Annotated in this window: 15 protein-coding genes and 1 tRNA gene; 6 read left to right on the top strand and 10 right to left on the bottom strand. The window is 68.5% G+C overall.

Features of this window, described 5'->3' with window-relative positions; all coding sequences use genetic code 11:
* Nucleotides 1–143 precede the first annotated feature (143 nt).
* Complete coding sequence (locus SOM19_RS13440) at nucleotides 144–941, bottom strand: ABC transporter permease (RefSeq protein WP_320487103.1); 798 nt, start codon at nucleotides 939–941, stop codon at nucleotides 144–146.
* Nucleotides 938–1,987, bottom strand: coding sequence for an ATP-binding cassette domain-containing protein (locus tag SOM19_RS13435; protein WP_320487102.1), 1,050 nt, complete (start codon nucleotides 1,985–1,987; stop codon nucleotides 938–940). The genes SOM19_RS13440 and SOM19_RS13435 overlap by 4 nt, the downstream gene beginning before the upstream one ends.
* Before the next feature lie 61 nt (nucleotides 1,988–2,048).
* On the opposite strand from SOM19_RS13435, the gene SOM19_RS13430 reads away from it, so the two are divergent.
* Nucleotides 2,049–3,080 carry a helix-turn-helix transcriptional regulator gene (locus tag SOM19_RS13430; protein WP_320487101.1) on the top strand — a complete coding sequence of 344 codons (1,032 nt, stop codon included), beginning with the start codon at nucleotides 2,049–2,051 and terminating at the stop codon, nucleotides 3,078–3,080.
* Between the two features lie 72 nt (nucleotides 3,081–3,152).
* Nucleotides 3,153–3,563 (top strand): DUF8738 domain-containing protein, encoded by a 411-nt coding sequence (locus tag SOM19_RS13425; protein WP_320487100.1) that lies wholly within the window; start codon nucleotides 3,153–3,155, stop codon nucleotides 3,561–3,563.
* Between the two features lie 69 nt (nucleotides 3,564–3,632).
* Here SOM19_RS13425 and SOM19_RS13420 read toward each other — a convergent pair whose 3' ends face one another.
* The gene (locus SOM19_RS13420; RefSeq protein ID WP_320487099.1) at nucleotides 3,633–6,626 is read right to left on the bottom strand and encodes a S8 family peptidase; all 2,994 of its coding nucleotides are present in this window, start codon (nucleotides 6,624–6,626) and stop codon (nucleotides 3,633–3,635) included.
* 324 nt (nucleotides 6,627–6,950) lie between these two features.
* Between SOM19_RS13420 and SOM19_RS13415 the strand changes: the two genes are divergently transcribed.
* Both SOM19_RS13415 and SOM19_RS13410 read left to right on the top strand, forming a co-directional pair.
* Nucleotides 6,951–7,430, top strand: a complete 480-nt coding sequence (locus tag SOM19_RS13415) for a heme-degrading domain-containing protein (protein ID WP_320487098.1) — start codon at nucleotides 6,951–6,953, stop codon at nucleotides 7,428–7,430.
* A 79-nt stretch (nucleotides 7,431–7,509) separates the two neighbouring features.
* Nucleotides 7,510–7,582, top strand: a tRNA-Met gene (locus tag SOM19_RS13410).
* Nucleotides 7,583–7,625: 43 nt separating this feature from the next.
* Here SOM19_RS13410 and SOM19_RS13405 read toward each other — a convergent pair.
* The 3 genes from SOM19_RS13405 to surE form a co-directional block, all read right to left on the bottom strand.
* Nucleotides 7,626–8,171, bottom strand: a complete 546-nt coding sequence (locus SOM19_RS13405) for a P-loop nucleotide/nucleoside kinase family protein (RefSeq protein ID WP_320487097.1) — start codon at nucleotides 8,169–8,171, stop codon at nucleotides 7,626–7,628.
* Between the two features lie 187 nt (nucleotides 8,172–8,358).
* Nucleotides 8,359–10,260, bottom strand: a complete 1,902-nt coding sequence (locus tag SOM19_RS13400) for a CocE/NonD family hydrolase (protein ID WP_320487096.1) — start codon at nucleotides 10,258–10,260, stop codon at nucleotides 8,359–8,361.
* A 337-nt stretch (nucleotides 10,261–10,597) separates the two neighbouring features.
* Nucleotides 10,598–11,512, bottom strand: coding sequence for a 5'/3'-nucleotidase SurE (gene surE, locus SOM19_RS13395; RefSeq protein ID WP_320487095.1), 915 nt, complete (start codon nucleotides 11,510–11,512; stop codon nucleotides 10,598–10,600).
* Nucleotides 11,513–11,773: 261 nt separating this feature from the next.
* On the opposite strand from surE, the gene SOM19_RS13390 reads away from it, so the two are divergent.
* Both SOM19_RS13390 and SOM19_RS13385 read left to right on the top strand, forming a co-directional pair.
* The gene (locus tag SOM19_RS13390) at nucleotides 11,774–12,058 is read left to right on the top strand and encodes a putative antibiotic biosynthesis monooxygenase (protein ID WP_320487094.1); all 285 of its coding nucleotides are present in this window, start codon (nucleotides 11,774–11,776) and stop codon (nucleotides 12,056–12,058) included.
* 89 nt (nucleotides 12,059–12,147) lie between these two features.
* Nucleotides 12,148–13,680: a GmrSD restriction endonuclease domain-containing protein gene (locus SOM19_RS13385; protein WP_320487093.1), complete on the top strand. Its 1,533-nt coding sequence runs from the start codon at nucleotides 12,148–12,150 to the stop codon at nucleotides 13,678–13,680.
* Nucleotides 13,681–13,710: 30 nt separating this feature from the next.
* Here SOM19_RS13385 and SOM19_RS13380 read toward each other — a convergent pair whose 3' ends face one another.
* From SOM19_RS13380 to SOM19_RS13365, 4 genes are all read right to left on the bottom strand, one after another.
* Nucleotides 13,711–14,007, bottom strand: coding sequence for a hypothetical protein (locus SOM19_RS13380; RefSeq protein ID WP_320487092.1), 297 nt, complete (start codon nucleotides 14,005–14,007; stop codon nucleotides 13,711–13,713).
* A complete protein-coding gene (locus tag SOM19_RS13375; protein ID WP_320487091.1) occupies nucleotides 13,998–15,203 on the bottom strand; it encodes a hypothetical protein in 1,206 nt (401 codons plus the stop codon). The genes SOM19_RS13380 and SOM19_RS13375 overlap by 10 nt, the downstream gene beginning before the upstream one ends.
* Nucleotides 15,204–15,428: 225 nt before the next feature.
* Complete coding sequence (locus tag SOM19_RS13370; protein ID WP_320487090.1) at nucleotides 15,429–15,851, bottom strand: GntR family transcriptional regulator; 423 nt, start codon at nucleotides 15,849–15,851, stop codon at nucleotides 15,429–15,431.
* A complete protein-coding gene (locus tag SOM19_RS13365; protein WP_320487089.1) occupies nucleotides 15,848–16,753 on the bottom strand; it encodes a hypothetical protein in 906 nt (301 codons plus the stop codon). The genes SOM19_RS13370 and SOM19_RS13365 overlap by 4 nt, the downstream gene beginning before the upstream one ends.
* Nucleotides 16,754–16,782 lie beyond the last annotated feature (29 nt).

Below are 16,782 nucleotides of genomic sequence, written 5' to 3'. Positions count from 1 at the left end.
CCTTCCCGCGAGGCCTCTTCCGCAACGGCGCCTGCCGCCTGTGGATCAGCCGCCGCCGAGGGTGCCACGCACCACGCCAGCCAGCGGGAACAGCGGATGCCCGCCCCCGCGTGGGGACGGGCATCCGCTTACCCGTGTCCGCGTCAGCTGCTCTTCTTCATGGCACGGATCCCGGCCCACAGACCGAGGGCCGCGAGCACGAGCGCCGAGATCCAGCCCCACAACACGGTCACGCTGCCGAGGTCTCCGGCGAAGAGCGCCCGCTCGGCCTGCACGACCCAGTTGACGGGATTCACCGCCGAGACGGCGCGCATCCACTCCGGTGCGTCGTCGAGCGGCAGCAGCATGCCCGAGAGGATCAGCAGCGGGAAGATCAGCGTCTGCTGCACCCCCCAGAACAGCCACTCCCGGTCCTTGGTCTTCAGCGCCAGCGTGTACGAGAGCGAGCCGAGGCCGACGCCGAACACGGCGAGGAGCGCGAGCCCGATCACGAGCCCCGGCACATTGATCGTGAAGCCGAACGGCCAGGCGATCAGCACGATGATGAGCGCCTGCACGACGATCGGCGCGATCTCCTTGAGCGCGCGTCCGATCAGCAGCGACGAGCGCGCGAGCGGCGCGACGAGCGTCCGCTCGTGCGAGCCCGTCATCATCTCGTACTGCAGGTTCGACCCGGTCGCCCCAGTGCCGAAGAGCACGATCATCACGAGCACCCCCGGGACGAACCACTGCAGGGTCTCGCCGACGGGCTGCCCGGACGAGCCGATCAGCAGCGGTGCGAACAGCCCGAGGAACACGAGCGGCTGGACGAGGCTGAAGATCAGCGTGAAGGGATCGCGCACGACGGGCTTCAACTCCCGCGTGAGGACGTTCCAGGTGTCGCGTGCGAGGTTGGCCCGCACGACCGTGTCGGGCCGGCGCTCGGTCTGGTCGATGGTCATCGGTTCGCTCCCGCCTTCTGCGCCGCGGCGTCGGCCGCGGCATCCGGTTCCGTCTCTTCGTCGTCGGACGGCTCGCCCTCGCCCGCTTCGCGGAGCGTGCGCCCCGTCAGTGCGAGGAACACGTCGTCCAGGGTGGGCGGCACTCCGGTCGCGCGAGCGACCTGGATGCCCGCGGCGTCGAGTGCCCGCACCGCCGCCGGCAGCAGCGCATCGCCGTCCGGCGCGGTGAGGGCGACCGACGCCTCGCCGTCGCGCCGTACCTCGCGGTCGGTCAGCCGCTGCACGACCGCGACGCCGGCATCGGCATCCGCTCTCGAAGCGAACCCGAGGGTGAGCAGATCGCCCGCGAGGTTCGCCTTCAAACGTGCCGCCGTGTCGTCGGCGATGACGCGCCCCTTGTCCATGACCATGACGCGCTCGGCATAGCGGTCGGCCTCCTCGAGGTAGTGCGTGGTGAGGAAGACCGTCGTGCCGTACTTGGCGCGCAGATCGAGGATGTGCTGCCACAGGTTCGCCCGGCTCTGCGGGTCGAGCCCCGTGGACGGCTCATCGAGGAAGATGAGCGGCGGCGCGTGCATGAGCCCCAGCGCGACGTCGAGCCGCCGCTTCTGGCCCCCGGACAGCTGCTGCACCGAGCGACTCGCGAAACCCGTGAGGTCGAGCGACTCGATGAGCTCATCGGCCCGGGACCGCGCCGCGGCCTTGGACATGCCGTAGAACGCGCCCTGGCTGAGCAGCTCGTCGCGCGCCCGCTGCGAGAAGCTGCCGCTCGTGAGCTGTCCGACGTAGCCGATGCGGGCACGCACCTCGGCCGGCTGATTCAGGATGTCGAATCCGACGACCCGCGCGGTGCCCGCGGTCGGTGGGATCAGGGTGGTGAGCATCCGCAGGCTCGTGGACTTGCCCGCGCCGTTGGGGCCCAGGAACGCGACGAGTTCGCCTCGCGCGACCTGGAACGAGAGGTCGGTGACCGCCTCGACGGTCTTCTTCTTGACGCTGAAGCGCTTGGTCAGCCCTTGAGCTTCGATGATCGGTTCGTTCGCCATGGTCCGAGGGTAGAATCCAATGCGGACAGTTCCCGTCCTCGATCTAGGGCAATCTTGGAACATGTCCGACACGACCACCCGAGCCCTCTCGCTCCTCAACCTGCTCCAGACGCACCGGCACTGGCCCGGGCCCGAGCTCGCCGACCGGCTAGGGGTCACCGAGCGCACCGTGCGCAGAGACGTCGATCGGCTGCGTGAACTCGGGTATCGCATCGAGTCCTCCCCCGGCGCAGCGGGCGGGTACCGCCTCGAAGCCGGCAGCGCCGTGCCCCCGCTGCTGCTCACCGACGAAGAGGCCGTGGCGATGGCGATCGGGCTCCGCGTTGCGGCATCCCAGCGGCTCGTGAGCGGCCCCGAGACGACGATCACTGCGCTCGCGAAGCTCGAGCAGGTGCTGCCGGCGCCGCTGCGCCGCCGCGTCGCCGCCCTGGCCGAAGCAGTGCAGCCGGCGGGCCTCAACGCCGGAGCGGCGGTCTCGAGCGATGTGCTCGGCGAGCTGGCACTGGCGTGCCGCGACCGCGAGCGCGTGCGCTTCACCTATACGGCGGCCTCCGGCGAGGTCACCAAGCGCCGGGTCGAGCCGCACGCCCTCGCGCCCGCCGACCGGCACTGGTACCTGCTGTGCTGGGACATCGAGAAGGACGACTGGCGCACCTTCCGCGTCGACCGGCTCGCCGATGTCGAGCACACACGCGTGCTGTTCGAGCGGCATCCGCTCACCCCCGAGGAGGTGGAGGAGTTCATCCTCATCGCCCGCTCCTGGGTGCGCCAGGCCGTCGAGGCCGATGCCGTGATGGAGCTGCCGCTCGCCGAGATGCGCGAGTACTTCGGCCAGTGGGGCCAGGGCGCCGAGGCCGAGGACGACACGCACACCCGCTGGGGCGTGGGCGGCGCCGACTGGCGCGAGACCATGTACGGCCTCAGCTACATCCCGGCCGGGGTCGAGTACACGACCGATCTGGAGGAGCCGGGCCGCGGCGACCTGCGCGAGATGCTCGAGCGGATGCTGCGTGCCCTCGATGCTCCGCCGCCACCTCGGCGGATCCCCTCCGGGGTCCGTCACGAGGAGCAGGAGCGAGGACGCTCACGCTGAGCCGCCCGCGCGGCACGGCCTCAGCCGCCTCGCAGGAGCCGCGCCTACGCTGGCGCCGATCGAAGGAGTGACATGCGCCGCACGCTCGCCGCCTGGGCCGCCGGAGTGCTGCTGCTGTCTCTCACCGCCTGTGCGACCGGAGGACCCATGTCAGACCCCACCTCTTCGGCATCGCCGGGCAGGATCCCGTTCGAGACGACCACCCCGGGCCCTATCGGGTCTTCCGGCGCCCCGACCGAGGCGTCGCCGGAGCAGTGGGACGCGATCGTGGCCGACCTCTCCCGGCGCGGAGTCACCGGCGAGCCCGAGCTCGTCTCGGCCGAGGCCGTCACCTGGCCCAACGGCGCGCTCGGCTGCCCGAAACCGGGCATGTCGTACACGCAGGCGATGGTCGACGGCACGCGGGTCGTGGTGACCGTCGACGGGACCACCTACGACTACCGGTTCGGCCGAGGCGACGCACCGGTGCTCTGCGAGGCCTGACCGGGAGCCGCTCGCACGCCGAAGGCGGCACCCCCTTGCGGGAATGCCGCCCTCGACGGTGGACGAGTGCTACTTGGCCTTGACCAGCACCGTCTCGCTCTTGCCCGACTTGTTGTCGATCACGACCGCCATCACGCCCAGCGGCTTCTGCGCGGTGAAGGCCGCGCCGTCGACCGCGACGGGAACCGTGACGGAGCCGTTGCGCGGCACCTCGACGTACTGGCCGTTCTCGATGGCCGGCGACCACGGGTTGTAACCCGCGACGCCGTCGATCTCGTCGAAGCCCGCCGAATCGGTGAGGGAGTAGCTCGCGACCGAGTAGCCGAAGCTGCCCGCCGAGGAGGTCAGCCCGAGGTCGCTCGCGTACACCGGCAGCAGGATGGTGCTGCTGTCGGTCGGAGCCGAGGCGTAGAAACCGGCCGCGAACAGACCCGCAGCAGTGCTGATGAACACCTCGCTGCGCCCATTGACGCTGCCCGTGTTGACCAGTCCCGAGTCGGCCGAGAAGACGATCGCCTCCGGCTTACCGTCGCCGTTGCGGTCGATCACGACATCGAACTCCAGGCTCGCCGGGTTGGACCACCGCTTGTGCGTGTTCACCGCGAACACGAGCAGCTGGTCGCCGCCCCCGACGTCGAACGACTGCACACCCGCCGACGCGAGGTCGAACCCGGTGTCGCTGATGGCCTTCGGCACGTCCTTGGCGTCGCTGAGACCCCACGTGTAGAAGTCCGCGGCAGCCGTGAGCGCGCCGAGCTTGTTCGTCAGCTTGAGCGACTTCTCGGCTGTGGCCACCGACTCCTTCTTGCCGAACAGGGCGCTCGTCGATGACGCGACGCGGCTGTCCGAACGGGGAACGAGCAGGTACGGCACGCGCAGTGTGGACGAGTCCGACGTGAGCACGACGTCACCCGAGAACTCGTACAGGGCGAACGGGTCACCCGCGACCGACGACGATCCGACCGCACCGGCGGCCGCCGTGAGCCCGACGATCACCGTCGCCTTGCCCTTGGCAGGCACCTTCACCGACGAGCGGTTGAACGTGAGCTTCGCCTTCTCGGACTGAGCCGAGGGAGCGGAGCTGACCTTGTAGGTGACCGCGGAGTCGCCGTGGTTGGTGAGGGTGATGGTCTTCAGCCCGGCGAATCCGAGCCAGGACTCCTGGAACCCGAAGTTCAGCGCTGACTCACGCAGCCAGCCGCTGTCGGTGCGGAACGCGTCGCCTGTCGCCGTGACCTTCGTCGCGACGGCCTGCGCCGCGTCGACCAGGCCGACGCCGCCGCGGGTCAGCTGCTGACCCGCCACCTTGTCGGGGTCTGCCGACGACACGACGGCTGCCGCGATCTCGCCGGCCTTCCAGCCCGGATGGGACTGGACGGTCAGCGCCGCGACGCCCGCCACGTGCGGGGCGGCCATCGAGGTGCCCGAGATGGTCGCGGGGCCGTTGCCGGTGCCCACGCCCGTCGAGACGATCGAGACGCCCGGGGCCGCGACATCCACTGCCACTCCGCTGTCACCGCTGCGCGGGCCGTTCGAGGAGAACGACGCGTAGCCGCGGAAGCCGGGGTTGTCGAGATCGGCGGCGGCCACCGTGGCGGGCGCACCCGTCACGAACGCCGGGCCGTCAGACGCGCGGACGCCGAGGAACGGGATGGTGACGTCGTACGGCTCGCCGGTGTCGGCGTTCTCCGTGATCACACCCTCGAACGGCGGGTAGTCGTTGGTGTTGTTCACCATCAGCGCTGCGGCGGCTCCTGCCATCTGTGCGTAGATCGCCTTCGAGACGCGCGCGCAGTCGCCTCGCGTCGAGACGGCGAGCTGGTTGCCGCCGGGCGTGACGCCGGCGGCCGTGTACGCGGCGGCCGAGCATCCGAGCGCCTCGTTCACCGGCGTGGCCGGGTTGTCGACGAGACGCACCACGGTCAGCGGCGGGATGCCCGACAGATCTGCGCCGTTCGCGTTGATCGCCGGCTTCCCGACACCGTTCACGGTGATCAAGGCTCCGGGGAAGCTCTCGGTGCTGTCGACCGCGGCCACCGAGACGACTCCTTCACCGGTGCCGGGCGAGCCCGCGATGTAGGGGCTGGGACCGGCGTTGCCCGCGGAGGCTACGACCACGACACCGGCGCCGATGGCGTTCGCCGAAGCGACGGCCTCCGGGTCATCCGGACCGCCGTAGCTCGAGCCGAGCGACATGTTGATGACGTCCATGTCGTTGGCGACGGCCCAGTCGATGGCCGCCACTGTGACGTTGGTCGATCCGTCGCAGCCGAACACGCGCAGCGCGTACAGGTCGACCTCCGGCGCGACGCCGGGGCCGATCTTCCACTGCTTCGTCGCGGTCGACTCGTCGTACGGGCCGGCGTAGGTCGCGCCGTCGGCCGTGACGCCGTTGCCGCCGGTGGTGCCGGCGACGTGGCTGCCGTGACCGTTGCAGTCGAGCGGGTTCGGGTCGGGCTGGGGGACGCTGTCGTCCTCGTTGGCGTTGTAGTCGTCGCCGACGAAGTCCCAGCCGCCCTTCACGCGCGGCGCGGCGGGTCCGAACAGCGCGGGATCGGCCGGCTGAGTCTCAGCGGCGTTGGCCGCCTCGTACGCCTCGACCGTGCCGGGACCGCCGAAGTTGGCGTGGGTGAAGTCGATGCCGGTGTCGATGATCGCCACCTTGACGTTCTCGCCCGTGTAGCCGGTGCTCTGCCACACCTGGGGGACGCCCAGGAAGGGAACCGAGACCGCGTTGTCGATCGTGTAGGTGCGCGCGGCATGGATGCCGACCACGCCGGGGAGCGCCGCGACCGTGTCGACCGCGTCAGCCGGGATCGTGGCCTGGACGCCGTTGTAGGCCGACTGCATCGTGGCCTCGACCGCTCCGCCCTCGGCTTCGACAGCGCCCACGACGGGCTGCTGCTCCTGCTCGAGCGACTTCTTGATGGCCGAGCGCTCGGCCTTGGTCAGGTCGCGGCCCTTCTCGGCCTGGACGACGGCGACCGGGTCGCTCGCCATCTCGACGACGACGGTGACATCGCCGTTCGCGTCGGCGCTCAGCGGCGCGACGGTGGCGCTCACCTGGCCTCGCGTCTCGGACTTCTCGAACCGCGACGACGGATCGTCGTCGGGTGTGGCGGCGAACGCCGCCGTTGTGGGGAGGGACAGCGCTACGACCGCAGCGACTGCGAGAACTCGTCGATACAAAGGGGAACTCACTTTCTCCGTACTGGGGGTGGAGATACTCCGGCGAACGTAAGTGGCAACCCATAACAAGTCAACAGTGAATTCTCAGGTTGATCAGACCGCTCAATCCAAGCGGGGCCGCACCACGGCAGACCCGCCCAGAAAGCCGTCCGCCCGACAATCTGACCGAGGCTCCCGCGCGGCGATACGCTCGTGCCCATGAGCGACCACGCGCGCAGCATCCTCGACCGCATCGAGTCGGAGGAGAACGAGCTCGTCCTCCCCCGCTTCGATCTGGCGGATGCCTGGGCCCTCGGTTCGCGCATGCGCGCTGCCGCTCTCGACGCCGGTCTTCCGATCGTCATCGGCATCACGCTGGGCGAGGCGAACGTGTTCCACACCGCCCTCCCCGGATCGAGCGCCGACAACGACGGCTGGCTGGAGCGCAAGACCCGGGTCGCCCGCCGGTACGCCCGCTCCTCGTACGGCGTCGGCCAGTCGTTCCGTGCCGTGGGCAAGGACTTCGACACCGACGCGCGCCTCGACCCGACGCTCTTCGCCGCCCACGGCGGAGTGTTCCCGATCACCATCGCCGGCGTCGGATTCGTCGGCACCGTGGGCGTCTCCGGCCTGCCCCAGGCCGAGGATCACGCGTTCGTCGTCGAGCACCTGCGCGCTTATCGCGCAAGCCTCGGCTGAGCGTCACGGGACGACGCACAGAGAAACCCGTGTTCACGCATAGCCGGAGCATGCCGAGACGGGTCTAACGTGGGCACATCGCGGCGATCCGGGCGGTCCCGGGCACCGGCTCATACCCGGGTGCGTGGCGGGTTCGACTCCCGCCGTCGCGTCTACATAGCGTCTCGAGGGACCGCCTGGGGGACGCCGGCCTCGTCAGCCCGAATGAATGTGCCCGAGAACGGCCGTGAGATTGGATCCGGCCGGCTCTATGGCGTCGACGGTGAAGTGCGGAACGCTCAGTGGCTCGAGCTCCGTCTTCATGAACTCGACATGGCTCCAGTCGATCTCATGCCAGCCGGGGATGTTGCGCGTGCGGCCTTCGATCCGAGATCGATGCACGGCCTCGTTCGAGCACACGCATTCGATGGTGATGAGTCGTCCGCCGTGCTGATGAGCGATCGACGACCACTCTTGGATGGTCTCGTCCGCGGCGATCGTGTCGAGGATCGCCGATTGCCCCAGCATCAGCTGACGGCTGAGAAGCGAACGGAGCAGTCGTTCATAGATACCTCGAACGACGGGCCGGGGCGCGCCATCGAGGACACCGGAGGGCGCAATGGCGCCAAGAAGCCAGTCCACGGAGAAGGCTGGAGCACCCGCGGCCGTCGCGATGCCCTCAGCGAGGGTCGACTTCCCCGTTCCCGGCAGACCCGTGACCACCACCAGCGTGGGTTGCTGCCAGACCGTCGCGCCGCTCACCACCTCACCCTAGATCCTTCCTCTCTCGAGCAATCGGGGCTCCCTGAACCGAGGCATGTGTGTCCAGCGGTCAGGGCTTGGCCGGACGCAGAGCGAGCTCAGCGGCATACGGAAATGGGCGTATGCCGCTGAGCTCCCAGAGCGGGCCAGCGCGTGGGGCGTCGAGCGACGCACCTGCCGGAGCGGGTCAGTTGCCGGGCCACACCGATTCGTCGAGGTTGGGCAGGGTTGCCGGGCTGAGGTGCTCGGTGTCCTTCGCGGTCAAGTGACCCGGGCCGAATCCGGACATCGGACCCGAGACGGGAAGGTTCAGCTTCGAACCGCTCAAGCTGACCGTGTAGGTGGTCGCCGCGGTATCGACGGCGACGACACCGTTGCGGCTGCCGCTGATCACGATGCCGAGCTGATGACCTGCCGGAACCAGGACATCGTTGGCAGCCAGTTCGACCGTCACCTTGTGGTTGCCGGGCCCGTCCAGACGGGCCCAGCCCCGGGCCAGCACCTGCAGTTCGGTGCTCGAGATGCGCTTGTCGACCTCGTAGTAGCAGGCGTCGTCGGTTGCAGTAGCCGGACCCCAGCAGGACTCCGCGCTCAGCGTCTGCGCACCGTCACCGGAGGCGCTGATGCGGTCCATCACGCCGTAGTCGACCAGCATGACCGACACCTGCCCGACCGGGGCGGTGTGCGTGACGTCGAGGTCCAGGGTCGGTGTGCCCGAGATCCGGATGTCGTGCTGGATCGTGCCGGTGAGGAACTGCAGCCGGTTGGCGTTGTCGCCGATCTTGATCGCATTGGCCTCGCTCAACGACGTGGAGTTGATGTAGCTGGCCGTGGAGCGGTCCTGCCTGCCCAGCATGAGCGTGCCATCCGCGTGCAGGTTCAGGCTCTGGCTGCGGGCCGACGAGATCGGCCAGGTGCGTGAGTGCTCCCACTGGTTCGGCGCCGTCTCGACGCTCACCCCGGGCTCACGATCGATGCCGTTGTCGATGTCCATGAGCTCGTGGTCGAACCACCGGTGGAGTGTGTCGACCCACAGGGTGCGCTCGGAGTCGAAGGGGTCCACGTGCCCGAGGCGGGTGAGCCACATCTTGCGGTCGACGCCCTGCTTGCCGAGGTCCTCCCACCACTTCGAGGCATTCATGGTCTTGACGTTGGTGTCCTGCAGGCCGTGCATGATGAACACGCTGGCCTTGACCTTGGACACGTCGTAGAAGGTGCCCTCACGGTAGTCGCGCTCAGCCCAGAAGTCGGTGTAGGCACCGGTCTCATCGCCGTCGTTGGCGTTCATCCAATTCAGTCGCGCCGAGCAGTCGGTTGCGATGGTTCGATTCGACGCGACCGACCGGGACAGGCTGCTCGGATAGTTGAAGGACTTCACCGCGCCCTGCCAGCGGTTGTAGTCGTACCACGAGCTGATCGCGCTGATCGGCACGATCGTCTTCAAGCCGTCGACGCCGGTGGCTGCGACACCGTTCGCCAGGGTCCCGTCATAGGACTTGCCGATCATGCCGGTCTTGCCGTTGCTCCAGTCTGCGTTGACGACCGCGCCACTGGCGTCATGAGCGACCCCGTTGCCGGCGAGCCACTCCACGACGGCCTTGACCGACTCGATATCGGAGCGGCCACCCTCGTCGGTGCAGCCGGTCGAGCGGGCGGTGCCCGCCATGTCGACGGCGACGAAGGCGTAGCCGCGGGGCACGAAGTAGTTGTCGTAGTAGAGCGGGAACTTCACGAGGTTGCCGTCAGCGTCGTAGACCTTGCGCTCGGCCTCGTTACCCCGTCCAGAGCTCAGGTAGTACGGGCTCGCGTCCATGATGATCGGGACCCGGGCGTTGCCGTCCAGTTCGCGGGGCCGGATGACGTCGGCAGCGATCCGCTCGTCGACGCCGTCACCGTCCAGGTCAGGGGCGGTGACCCATACCGTCTCCCGAATAGCGCCGGCGTAGTCGTAGATCGGGGCGGTCGCATCGTCGACGAGCGTGACCGGTGGGTTGTCGGTCGGTGCGGCGCTGGCCACCGTCGCCGAGCCGAGTGCCAGCGGTGCCGCGATGACCACCGCGCCCGCGAAGGCGAGAGTCCTGGATTTCACGAAGATCCTTTCGTCCGAGGACAACGTCTTCGCAAGGGTGAATAACGCGGTCCCATAAGGGGTGATGAGCAGTCCCACCTGGGGTGGTGGGACGTCGGACGCCGGCGCTCTTCGGCCCCGACAAGTGCCGAAGCGTGCACCGAAATCCCGGCCGCCCCGACGACTCCTGGGGGTACATGCGGTCAGTATGGAACCTACGGCGCTCGAGAGAGATTGGTCAACCATTTCGCACGAGGTAGTCGCAGCGACCAGCAGCTCGGCGCGCGTCGCCAACACGGAGCCCGACGGCCGCGGCGGAGTCACCCTGGTGAGCGTTGACGCCGCCGCGGCCGCAGGTTCAGCGGAGCGCGGCGATCAGCCGGTCGAGAAGGCCGGGCTTCGGGTCGACATCGTAGTTTCCGGTGATCGGGGTGATCGTCACTTTGTCCGCGGCGAGCGCGGTGGAGTCGGCACCCTTCACGGTTTCAGTCGGCGAGAGGTCGAACCCGATGGTGAGCGTGCTCGTTCCGCCGACCGCCGGGAGGGTGCCGCTGTCGATGATGTCGAGGAATCCGGTACCCGTCCGCGTCAGGGCGATGCCCTTCGGAGCGCCGCCGTCATCGACAAGCGGGTAGTTGACGTTGAGCCCGAGGCCGACAGGCAGAAGGGGCTGGCCGGCGCGACGCTGCTGCTCGAGTTGCGCGACAAGGCCGACCACGAAGTCCGCCGTCGCGGCGTAGGGACCGGTGCCCTGGGAACCGAGTTCGGTGCTGACGGCGATGGCGGGCAGCCCTTCGTTCAGTGCCGTCACCGCGGCGCCGACCGTGCCCGAGTGCACCGTGGCGGCGGCGATGTTCTGTCCCGCGTTGGTGCCCGAGATCACCAGGTCCGGCGCTTCCGCGGCGAAGACGGTCGAGAGTGCGGCTTCGACAGAGTCCGCCGGCGTACCGGTCACCGAGTACTTGCCCTCGGCTGGGTGCGCCACCTGCAGGGTTCCTCCGAACGTTGCCCTGCCGCCGACGCCGCTCTGGTTCGTCGCCGGGGCGAACAGGGTGACGTCGTGCCCGTCGGCAACGAGCGCGTCGTACACCGCCGTGATTCCGGGGGCGTTCCAGCCGTCGTCGTTGGTGAGCAGGATTGACAACGGCTCTGAAGGACCGTGCGAGGACGGCTGCGCAGCGGCCGGCGAACCCAGGGTGAGCACGGCGAGCGCAACTCCCGCGGTAGTCAGCAGGGCCGCGGTACGCGGACGGGCGGGAATGGTGAACGACATTGTGTCTCTTCCGTTTCGGGGGGAGGCTCAGGACGGGAGCCGAGCCGAGGATGCCGACCGAAGTTGAACGGCCGTGCACCGTGACATGAACGGCTCCGCCGCATGCGGTGCACTCCGCCCCGCCGTCATCCTGAGCAGGCCCTTCGTCTCATCCCGAGCTTTCGTCGCGCCTCCGTGCACTGCCAGCCTCAATCCGACGGGAATGCCGGGCAGGGCTCCCCCGTTGCAGTCCCCGACCAGACGAACCCAGAGGGAGCCACGATGGCGACACCCACCCCTGACGTGCGAGACGCCACTGCCGCTCCGGTCGTCGCGCCGTCGGCGCCTCAGCCGCCGTCCGTGCACGTCCGCGCGGTCATCACGTGGCTGGCGATCTTCCCGCTCGTCGCGATCGGCATGCTCCTCATCGGCCCAATCTCCGTCGACTGGCACCCGGTCGCGCGAGCGTTCGTGCTCACCCTGATCGTCGTGCCCCTCGCGGTGTACCTGGTGGTCCCGCAGCTGATGCGTGCGTACGGCGCGATCCGCGCGCGGAAGGCCCGCTGACATCGACGGATGAGGCAGGGCCGGTGTTCTCATAGAGCTGCTATAGAGCACACATAGATTACCCATAGAGCAATGATAGAAATGGGGTCATGACGACGACCCCAGCCGGCTGGTTCCCCGACCCTTCCAGCGCCGATCAGGTTCGCTACTGGGACGGCATGCGCTGGACCGAGCACGTCACGCCCTTGGCGGCGGCGCCAGCCGGAGTGATGCCGCCGCCCGCCCCTGCGACGGTCAAACCGAAGCGTCGTCTCCCGGTGTGGGCATGGGCAGCCATCGGCGTGGTTGCCCTGTTCCTCATGGTGCTGCTCGCCCCGATCTTCGCGCTGGTGTCGTTGGTCATCCTCATCACGGCGATCATCGCCCTGTCGAAGGGCACGCCGACCTGGCTGCGACTGCGCAGTCGCAAGGTCGCGATCGCCGTGACCGCTGCCTCTGCCGTCGCGCTCCTGGTCACCGGTGGCATCAGCGGCGCTGCGTTCTCTGCGACGCCCAGCGATGACACGACAAGCGCGATCGCCACAGCCCCCGCGGAGGTCGAGGTCCCCGTTGCGGAGTTCGCCGGCGAAACGCTGGCCGTCGCCGACAGCTCTGCCACCGTTGGGCAGACCGCGCTGGCGGTGCTCGCAACCCTCGAAGTGAAGGGAGGCGCCGCGAAGACCGGATACGACCGGGAGCAGTTCGGGCAGCGGTGGCTGGATGTCGACCGCAACGGCTGCGACACCCGCAACGACACCTTGGCGCGCGACCTCACGGACGTGGAACGCTCGGGCCCCTGCAAGATCATGTCGGGCACACTTGCCGACCCGTTCACCGGCGAGACCATCCCGTTCCTGCGCGGTCAGGAAACCTCTGCGTCAGTGCAGATCGACCACGTCGTCGCCCTCTCCGACGCCTGGCAGAAGGGCGCGCAGCGGCTCACCGAGGACCAGCGGGCGACGTTCGCCAACGACCCGCTGAACCTCCTCGCCGTCGCGGGAGATGCCAACGCGCAGAAGGGCGATGGTGACGCGGCGACCTGGCTTCCGAAGAACAAGGCATTCCGGTGCGAGTACGTCGCCCGGCAGGTGTCGGTGAAGGCCACCTACGGACTTTGGATCACCCCGGCCGAGCACGACGCCATCGCGGACGTCCTCATCGACTGCCCGGACGAACCCGCGCTGACCTCCGCCTACGCAGCCAAGGCAACCACCCGCGAAGAACTCGTCACCGAGCTCGTCGTCTTCGGACAGACCACCGTCGACGACCCCGCGCTGCCCGTTGGACAGACTCAGATCACCACCGCCGGGCAGAACGGCGAACGGACGCTGACCTACGTCATCAAGATCGTGGACGGGAAAGAAGTCAGCCGCGAACTGGCCTCCGACGTGGTCACGACACCGCCGATCAGCCAAGTGACCGCCGTCGGCACCTACGTGGCACCGAGCCAACCACCCGTCCAGCAATCCTCCGGCTGCGACGGGAACTACGCCGACGCGTGCGTACCCATCTCCAGCGATGTGGACTGCGCGAGCGGAAGCGGAAACGGACCCGCCTACTTCGACGGCATCGCACGGGTCGTCGGTTCCGACATCTACGACCTCGACCGCGACGGCGACGGATACGCCTGCGAACCCTCCTGATCGGCCAGAGGCAGGAGGGACTCGGATGCCTCAGCGCTGAGTCGCCGCCAGGTGGGAGTTGAGCTCGGCGGCCATGGCCGCGGCATCCGACTGACTCACCCTGTCGTAGGCGCCGACGATGGGGGTCAGCGCAACGGCGAGTTCGACATCGTCGCGCCTGACGGTGATCCACAGCGACGGGTAGGTCCGCGGGAGGAAGGTGCCCTTCGGAGTGAGGGACGCATCCCGTGCTTCGATCGAGACGATGTCCTTCAGCGGGATCGAGACGATCTCGCCGATCTTCTTGTCACGGATCGTCAGCGAATCAGTTGCCGCTCTCAGCGGCACGTTGCCGCGGCGTCGATCATGGCTTGCGAGGGATAGCCGTACGCTTGCACGCCGTTGCCGTCGGCGGTGTGTCCCATGCTGATGGCCCACGCGGTCGCCCATTCCTCGTTGGCATCCGCGCTCTCCCAGTCGAACTTGTCGTAGCACTTGCCGGAGATGGCGTGCCCGACCTCGTGGGTCACGAGCGCTCGCGCGTCCGCGGATCGTTCAGAGTCTGACGTCCACCATTCCGCGACCGAGTTCGAGAGCGTGATCGTCGTATACCCGCCACGGTCGGTGGTCCAGTTCGCGAGGCCGCCGATGCCCCAGTACCCACTCATCTCGTTGACGACGGGTGCCCAGTCGAAGTCGAGCACGATGCCTCCCGAGATCGATCGCGCGTAGGCCTCGATCTCGATCCGCGTCCAGTACAGCGGGCCAGCCTTCTCTGCCAGTTCGGCGTTCGACGAGGCTCCCAGCAGATCTGCGCGTGTCGCCAATGCGGAGAACCCGACGGCCGCTGCGGAGTCCACCCGGGTGAGCTTCGCCACCTGGGCTGCCGACTCGCGGAAGTCGAGGACGCTGGTCGCGCGCGCCGAGATGTTCGCGTCTTCGAACGCGCGTGCCTTGTCGGGCACGGAAGCATAGAGTGCGAGCGCTGCCTTCGTCATGGCGTCGCCTCCGGCCACGAGCGCGTCGTCAGCAACCGCCAACTCGACAGCGAAGTCGTCGGCCGCGACGGTGCGGACCTCGAGCGATGCGGTCTCGCTCCACAGCTCCCATGTCCAGAAGGGCTTGTCGAACTCGCCACCGTCGACGCCGCGATCGAGGAGGGATGCGACCTCCTCCGACGTCTCGGACGCCGCTGCGATCGCCTTCGAAAACGCCGATCGAGCCTTCGCATCCACGAGTGTGTCGTCCGCCTCGGCGACGATGTCCTCGGCCGACACCAGGGACCTCGTGACGGCGTCCGCCGCATCTTGGAACGTGTCCGCCGCTGTCGCAGCCGCTTCCGCCGCGATGGCCAGGCGCGCTCCCGCCGTGTCGAACGACGTATTGGCCGAGATGTGCACGAAAGCGATGACCGCACCGAGCACGAACAGCGCGGTGATGCCGGCACTCCAAGCCACGATCGCGCGGCGACGAGAGGGACGGGTGGATGCCGCGACCGGCGCATCCGCCGATGTCAAGCCATCGCCGCTCGCGGGGGCCTCCATGCTCGGGTCCGCAGCGAGAGGCTCGTGGCCCGTTTCCGCAGTCAAGTCCGCTGCCGTCGTCGTTTGATTCACATCGATGTCGATGGCGGAACCGGTTTCTGCCGGATCCGGGCTTTCGCTCTGCACCTCTGCACTCTAAGTTCCAGGGCGACAGCCGCTGCACACGAGGTGCCGTCGCTGTGGATAGCAGGAGACCGGTGAGGGACCCGCCATGCGACGGCGTGATCACCTGTCCGTCGGGGGTTGACCCTTCGGAGTCGGCGACGAGTCGTCGCGGCGACTCGGCGCCGACCCATCCTGCGTGGGCCAGATGGCGCGGAGAACCTCGATGGTCGCGTCGAGATCGACGTTGGTGCGGGTGCTGGTTTCGGCCAGCTTGCGCGCGGCGTCGAGAACAGCACGCGGGGTTGTGACGGCGGTGGGGCTGACGCGGGTTCCGGCGCCCGTTCGGGTGATGAGGACGCCTTCAATCTCGAGCGACCGGTAGGCCTTGGCGACAGTGCCAGGTGCGACGCCGAGGTCTCTGGCGAGCTGTCGGACGGATGGCAGCCGGTCATCCGCGGCGAGCTGCCGGGCTGCGATGAGACCGCGAATCTGGTCGCGGATCTGGTCTGCCGGGGGTGCTGACCCCGAAAGTCGGATGATCATGCGGCGGCGGGGACCAGAGACTGCCGTCGGGCGGGAATCGCGGACAGCGCCACAGTGGTCCAGAGGGCGATCCCGAGAATGGCGGTCGCATACGCAGCCACCGTGAAGACCGTTTGGAAGCCGGCGATCGGGCTCCACAGGAACATCGGTCCCTCCGATGTCGTGAACGTCCCTCGTACGGAGGCGGTGGCGGACAATGATGCGAACACGGGTGCCACGTGCAGCAGCATCGCGGCCGTCGTCGCAGTGAGGACGTTGCGTGAGCGGGTCACGCGAGTCCGCACGTCGAGTTCCCTGTCTTCGGCGAGCGGGGGCCGCGCGATGACGAAGAGATCGACGCATGCCACGAGGATCAGCACGCCGAGGGCGATGAGCGCAGGAACCGAGTAGAACCAGCCGTAGACGGTCGTTCCGATCGCCCCCACGCCCGCGTCCACCATGACGGTGTCGTAGCGCCCTGTCTCGGGGTCGGGCTGAGAGGCGATGCCCGCGGCGATGGTGATCACGGCAATCAACGCGAGCACGCCCGCCGGCGCTGCGAACCACCATCCGCGGGCGAAGCTCGCGATCGATCTCGGTGCCAAGTCAGCCGAGCCGCCGGCGCCCCGAGCTCGCACCGGAATCGCGAGCAGCACCAGAGCCACGATGCCCAGCGCCAACGGCAGCGTGTATCGATGGTCCAGGAGCCAGATGAGGACGGGAATCGGCGGGTGCCACCCGGGGAAGCCCCAGAGCCGAGGCCAGAGGTCACCGACAATGGCGATCACGCCGGCGAGCCCGGTGCACAGGGCAGCCAACCCGGGTGAGAGGCTTGTTCGACGCCCGCGAGTCATCCGCCAGATCACACCGATCGCCACTCCGACAACAACGGGCGCAGCGACCACGATCAGGATCCACGTCATCGATCAGTCCTTCGCTTGTACTGAGCAGA

It is taken from the genome of Microbacterium sp. CFBP9034, assembly GCF_034045255.1.
Lineage (GTDB): Bacteria > Actinomycetota > Actinomycetes > Actinomycetales > Microbacteriaceae > Microbacterium.
Note: the sequence above shows the minus strand (reverse complement) of the source record. Positions and strands in the feature narration are given on the sequence as shown.

Bases quoted from the DNA above. Each gene is read 5' to 3' on its own strand.
- SOM19_RS13440 (WP_320487103.1), bottom strand. From the start codon at position 941: ATGACCATCGACCAGACCGAGCGCCGGCCCGACACGGTCGTGCGGGCC.
- SOM19_RS13435 (WP_320487102.1), bottom strand. From the start codon at position 1,987: ATGGCGAACGAACCGATCATCGAAGCTCAAGGGCTGACCAAGCGCTTC.
- SOM19_RS13430 (WP_320487101.1), top strand. From the start codon at position 2,049: ATGTCCGACACGACCACCCGAGCCCTCTCGCTCCTCAACCTGCTCCAG.
- SOM19_RS13425 (WP_320487100.1), top strand. From the start codon at position 3,153: ATGCGCCGCACGCTCGCCGCCTGGGCCGCCGGAGTGCTGCTGCTGTCT.
- SOM19_RS13415 (WP_320487098.1), top strand. From the start codon at position 6,951: ATGAGCGACCACGCGCGCAGCATCCTCGACCGCATCGAGTCGGAGGAG.
- surE (WP_320487095.1), bottom strand. From the start codon at position 11,512: ATGTCGTTCACCATTCCCGCCCGTCCGCGTACCGCGGCCCTGCTGACT.
- SOM19_RS13390 (WP_320487094.1), top strand. From the start codon at position 11,774: ATGGCGACACCCACCCCTGACGTGCGAGACGCCACTGCCGCTCCGGTC.
- SOM19_RS13385 (WP_320487093.1), top strand. From the start codon at position 12,148: ATGACGACGACCCCAGCCGGCTGGTTCCCCGACCCTTCCAGCGCCGAT.
- SOM19_RS13375 (WP_320487091.1), bottom strand. From the start codon at position 15,203: ATGGAGGCCCCCGCGAGCGGCGATGGCTTGACATCGGCGGATGCGCCG.
- SOM19_RS13370 (WP_320487090.1), bottom strand. From the start codon at position 15,851: ATGATCATCCGACTTTCGGGGTCAGCACCCCCGGCAGACCAGATCCGC.
- SOM19_RS13365 (WP_320487089.1), bottom strand. From the start codon at position 16,753: ATGACGTGGATCCTGATCGTGGTCGCTGCGCCCGTTGTTGTCGGAGTG.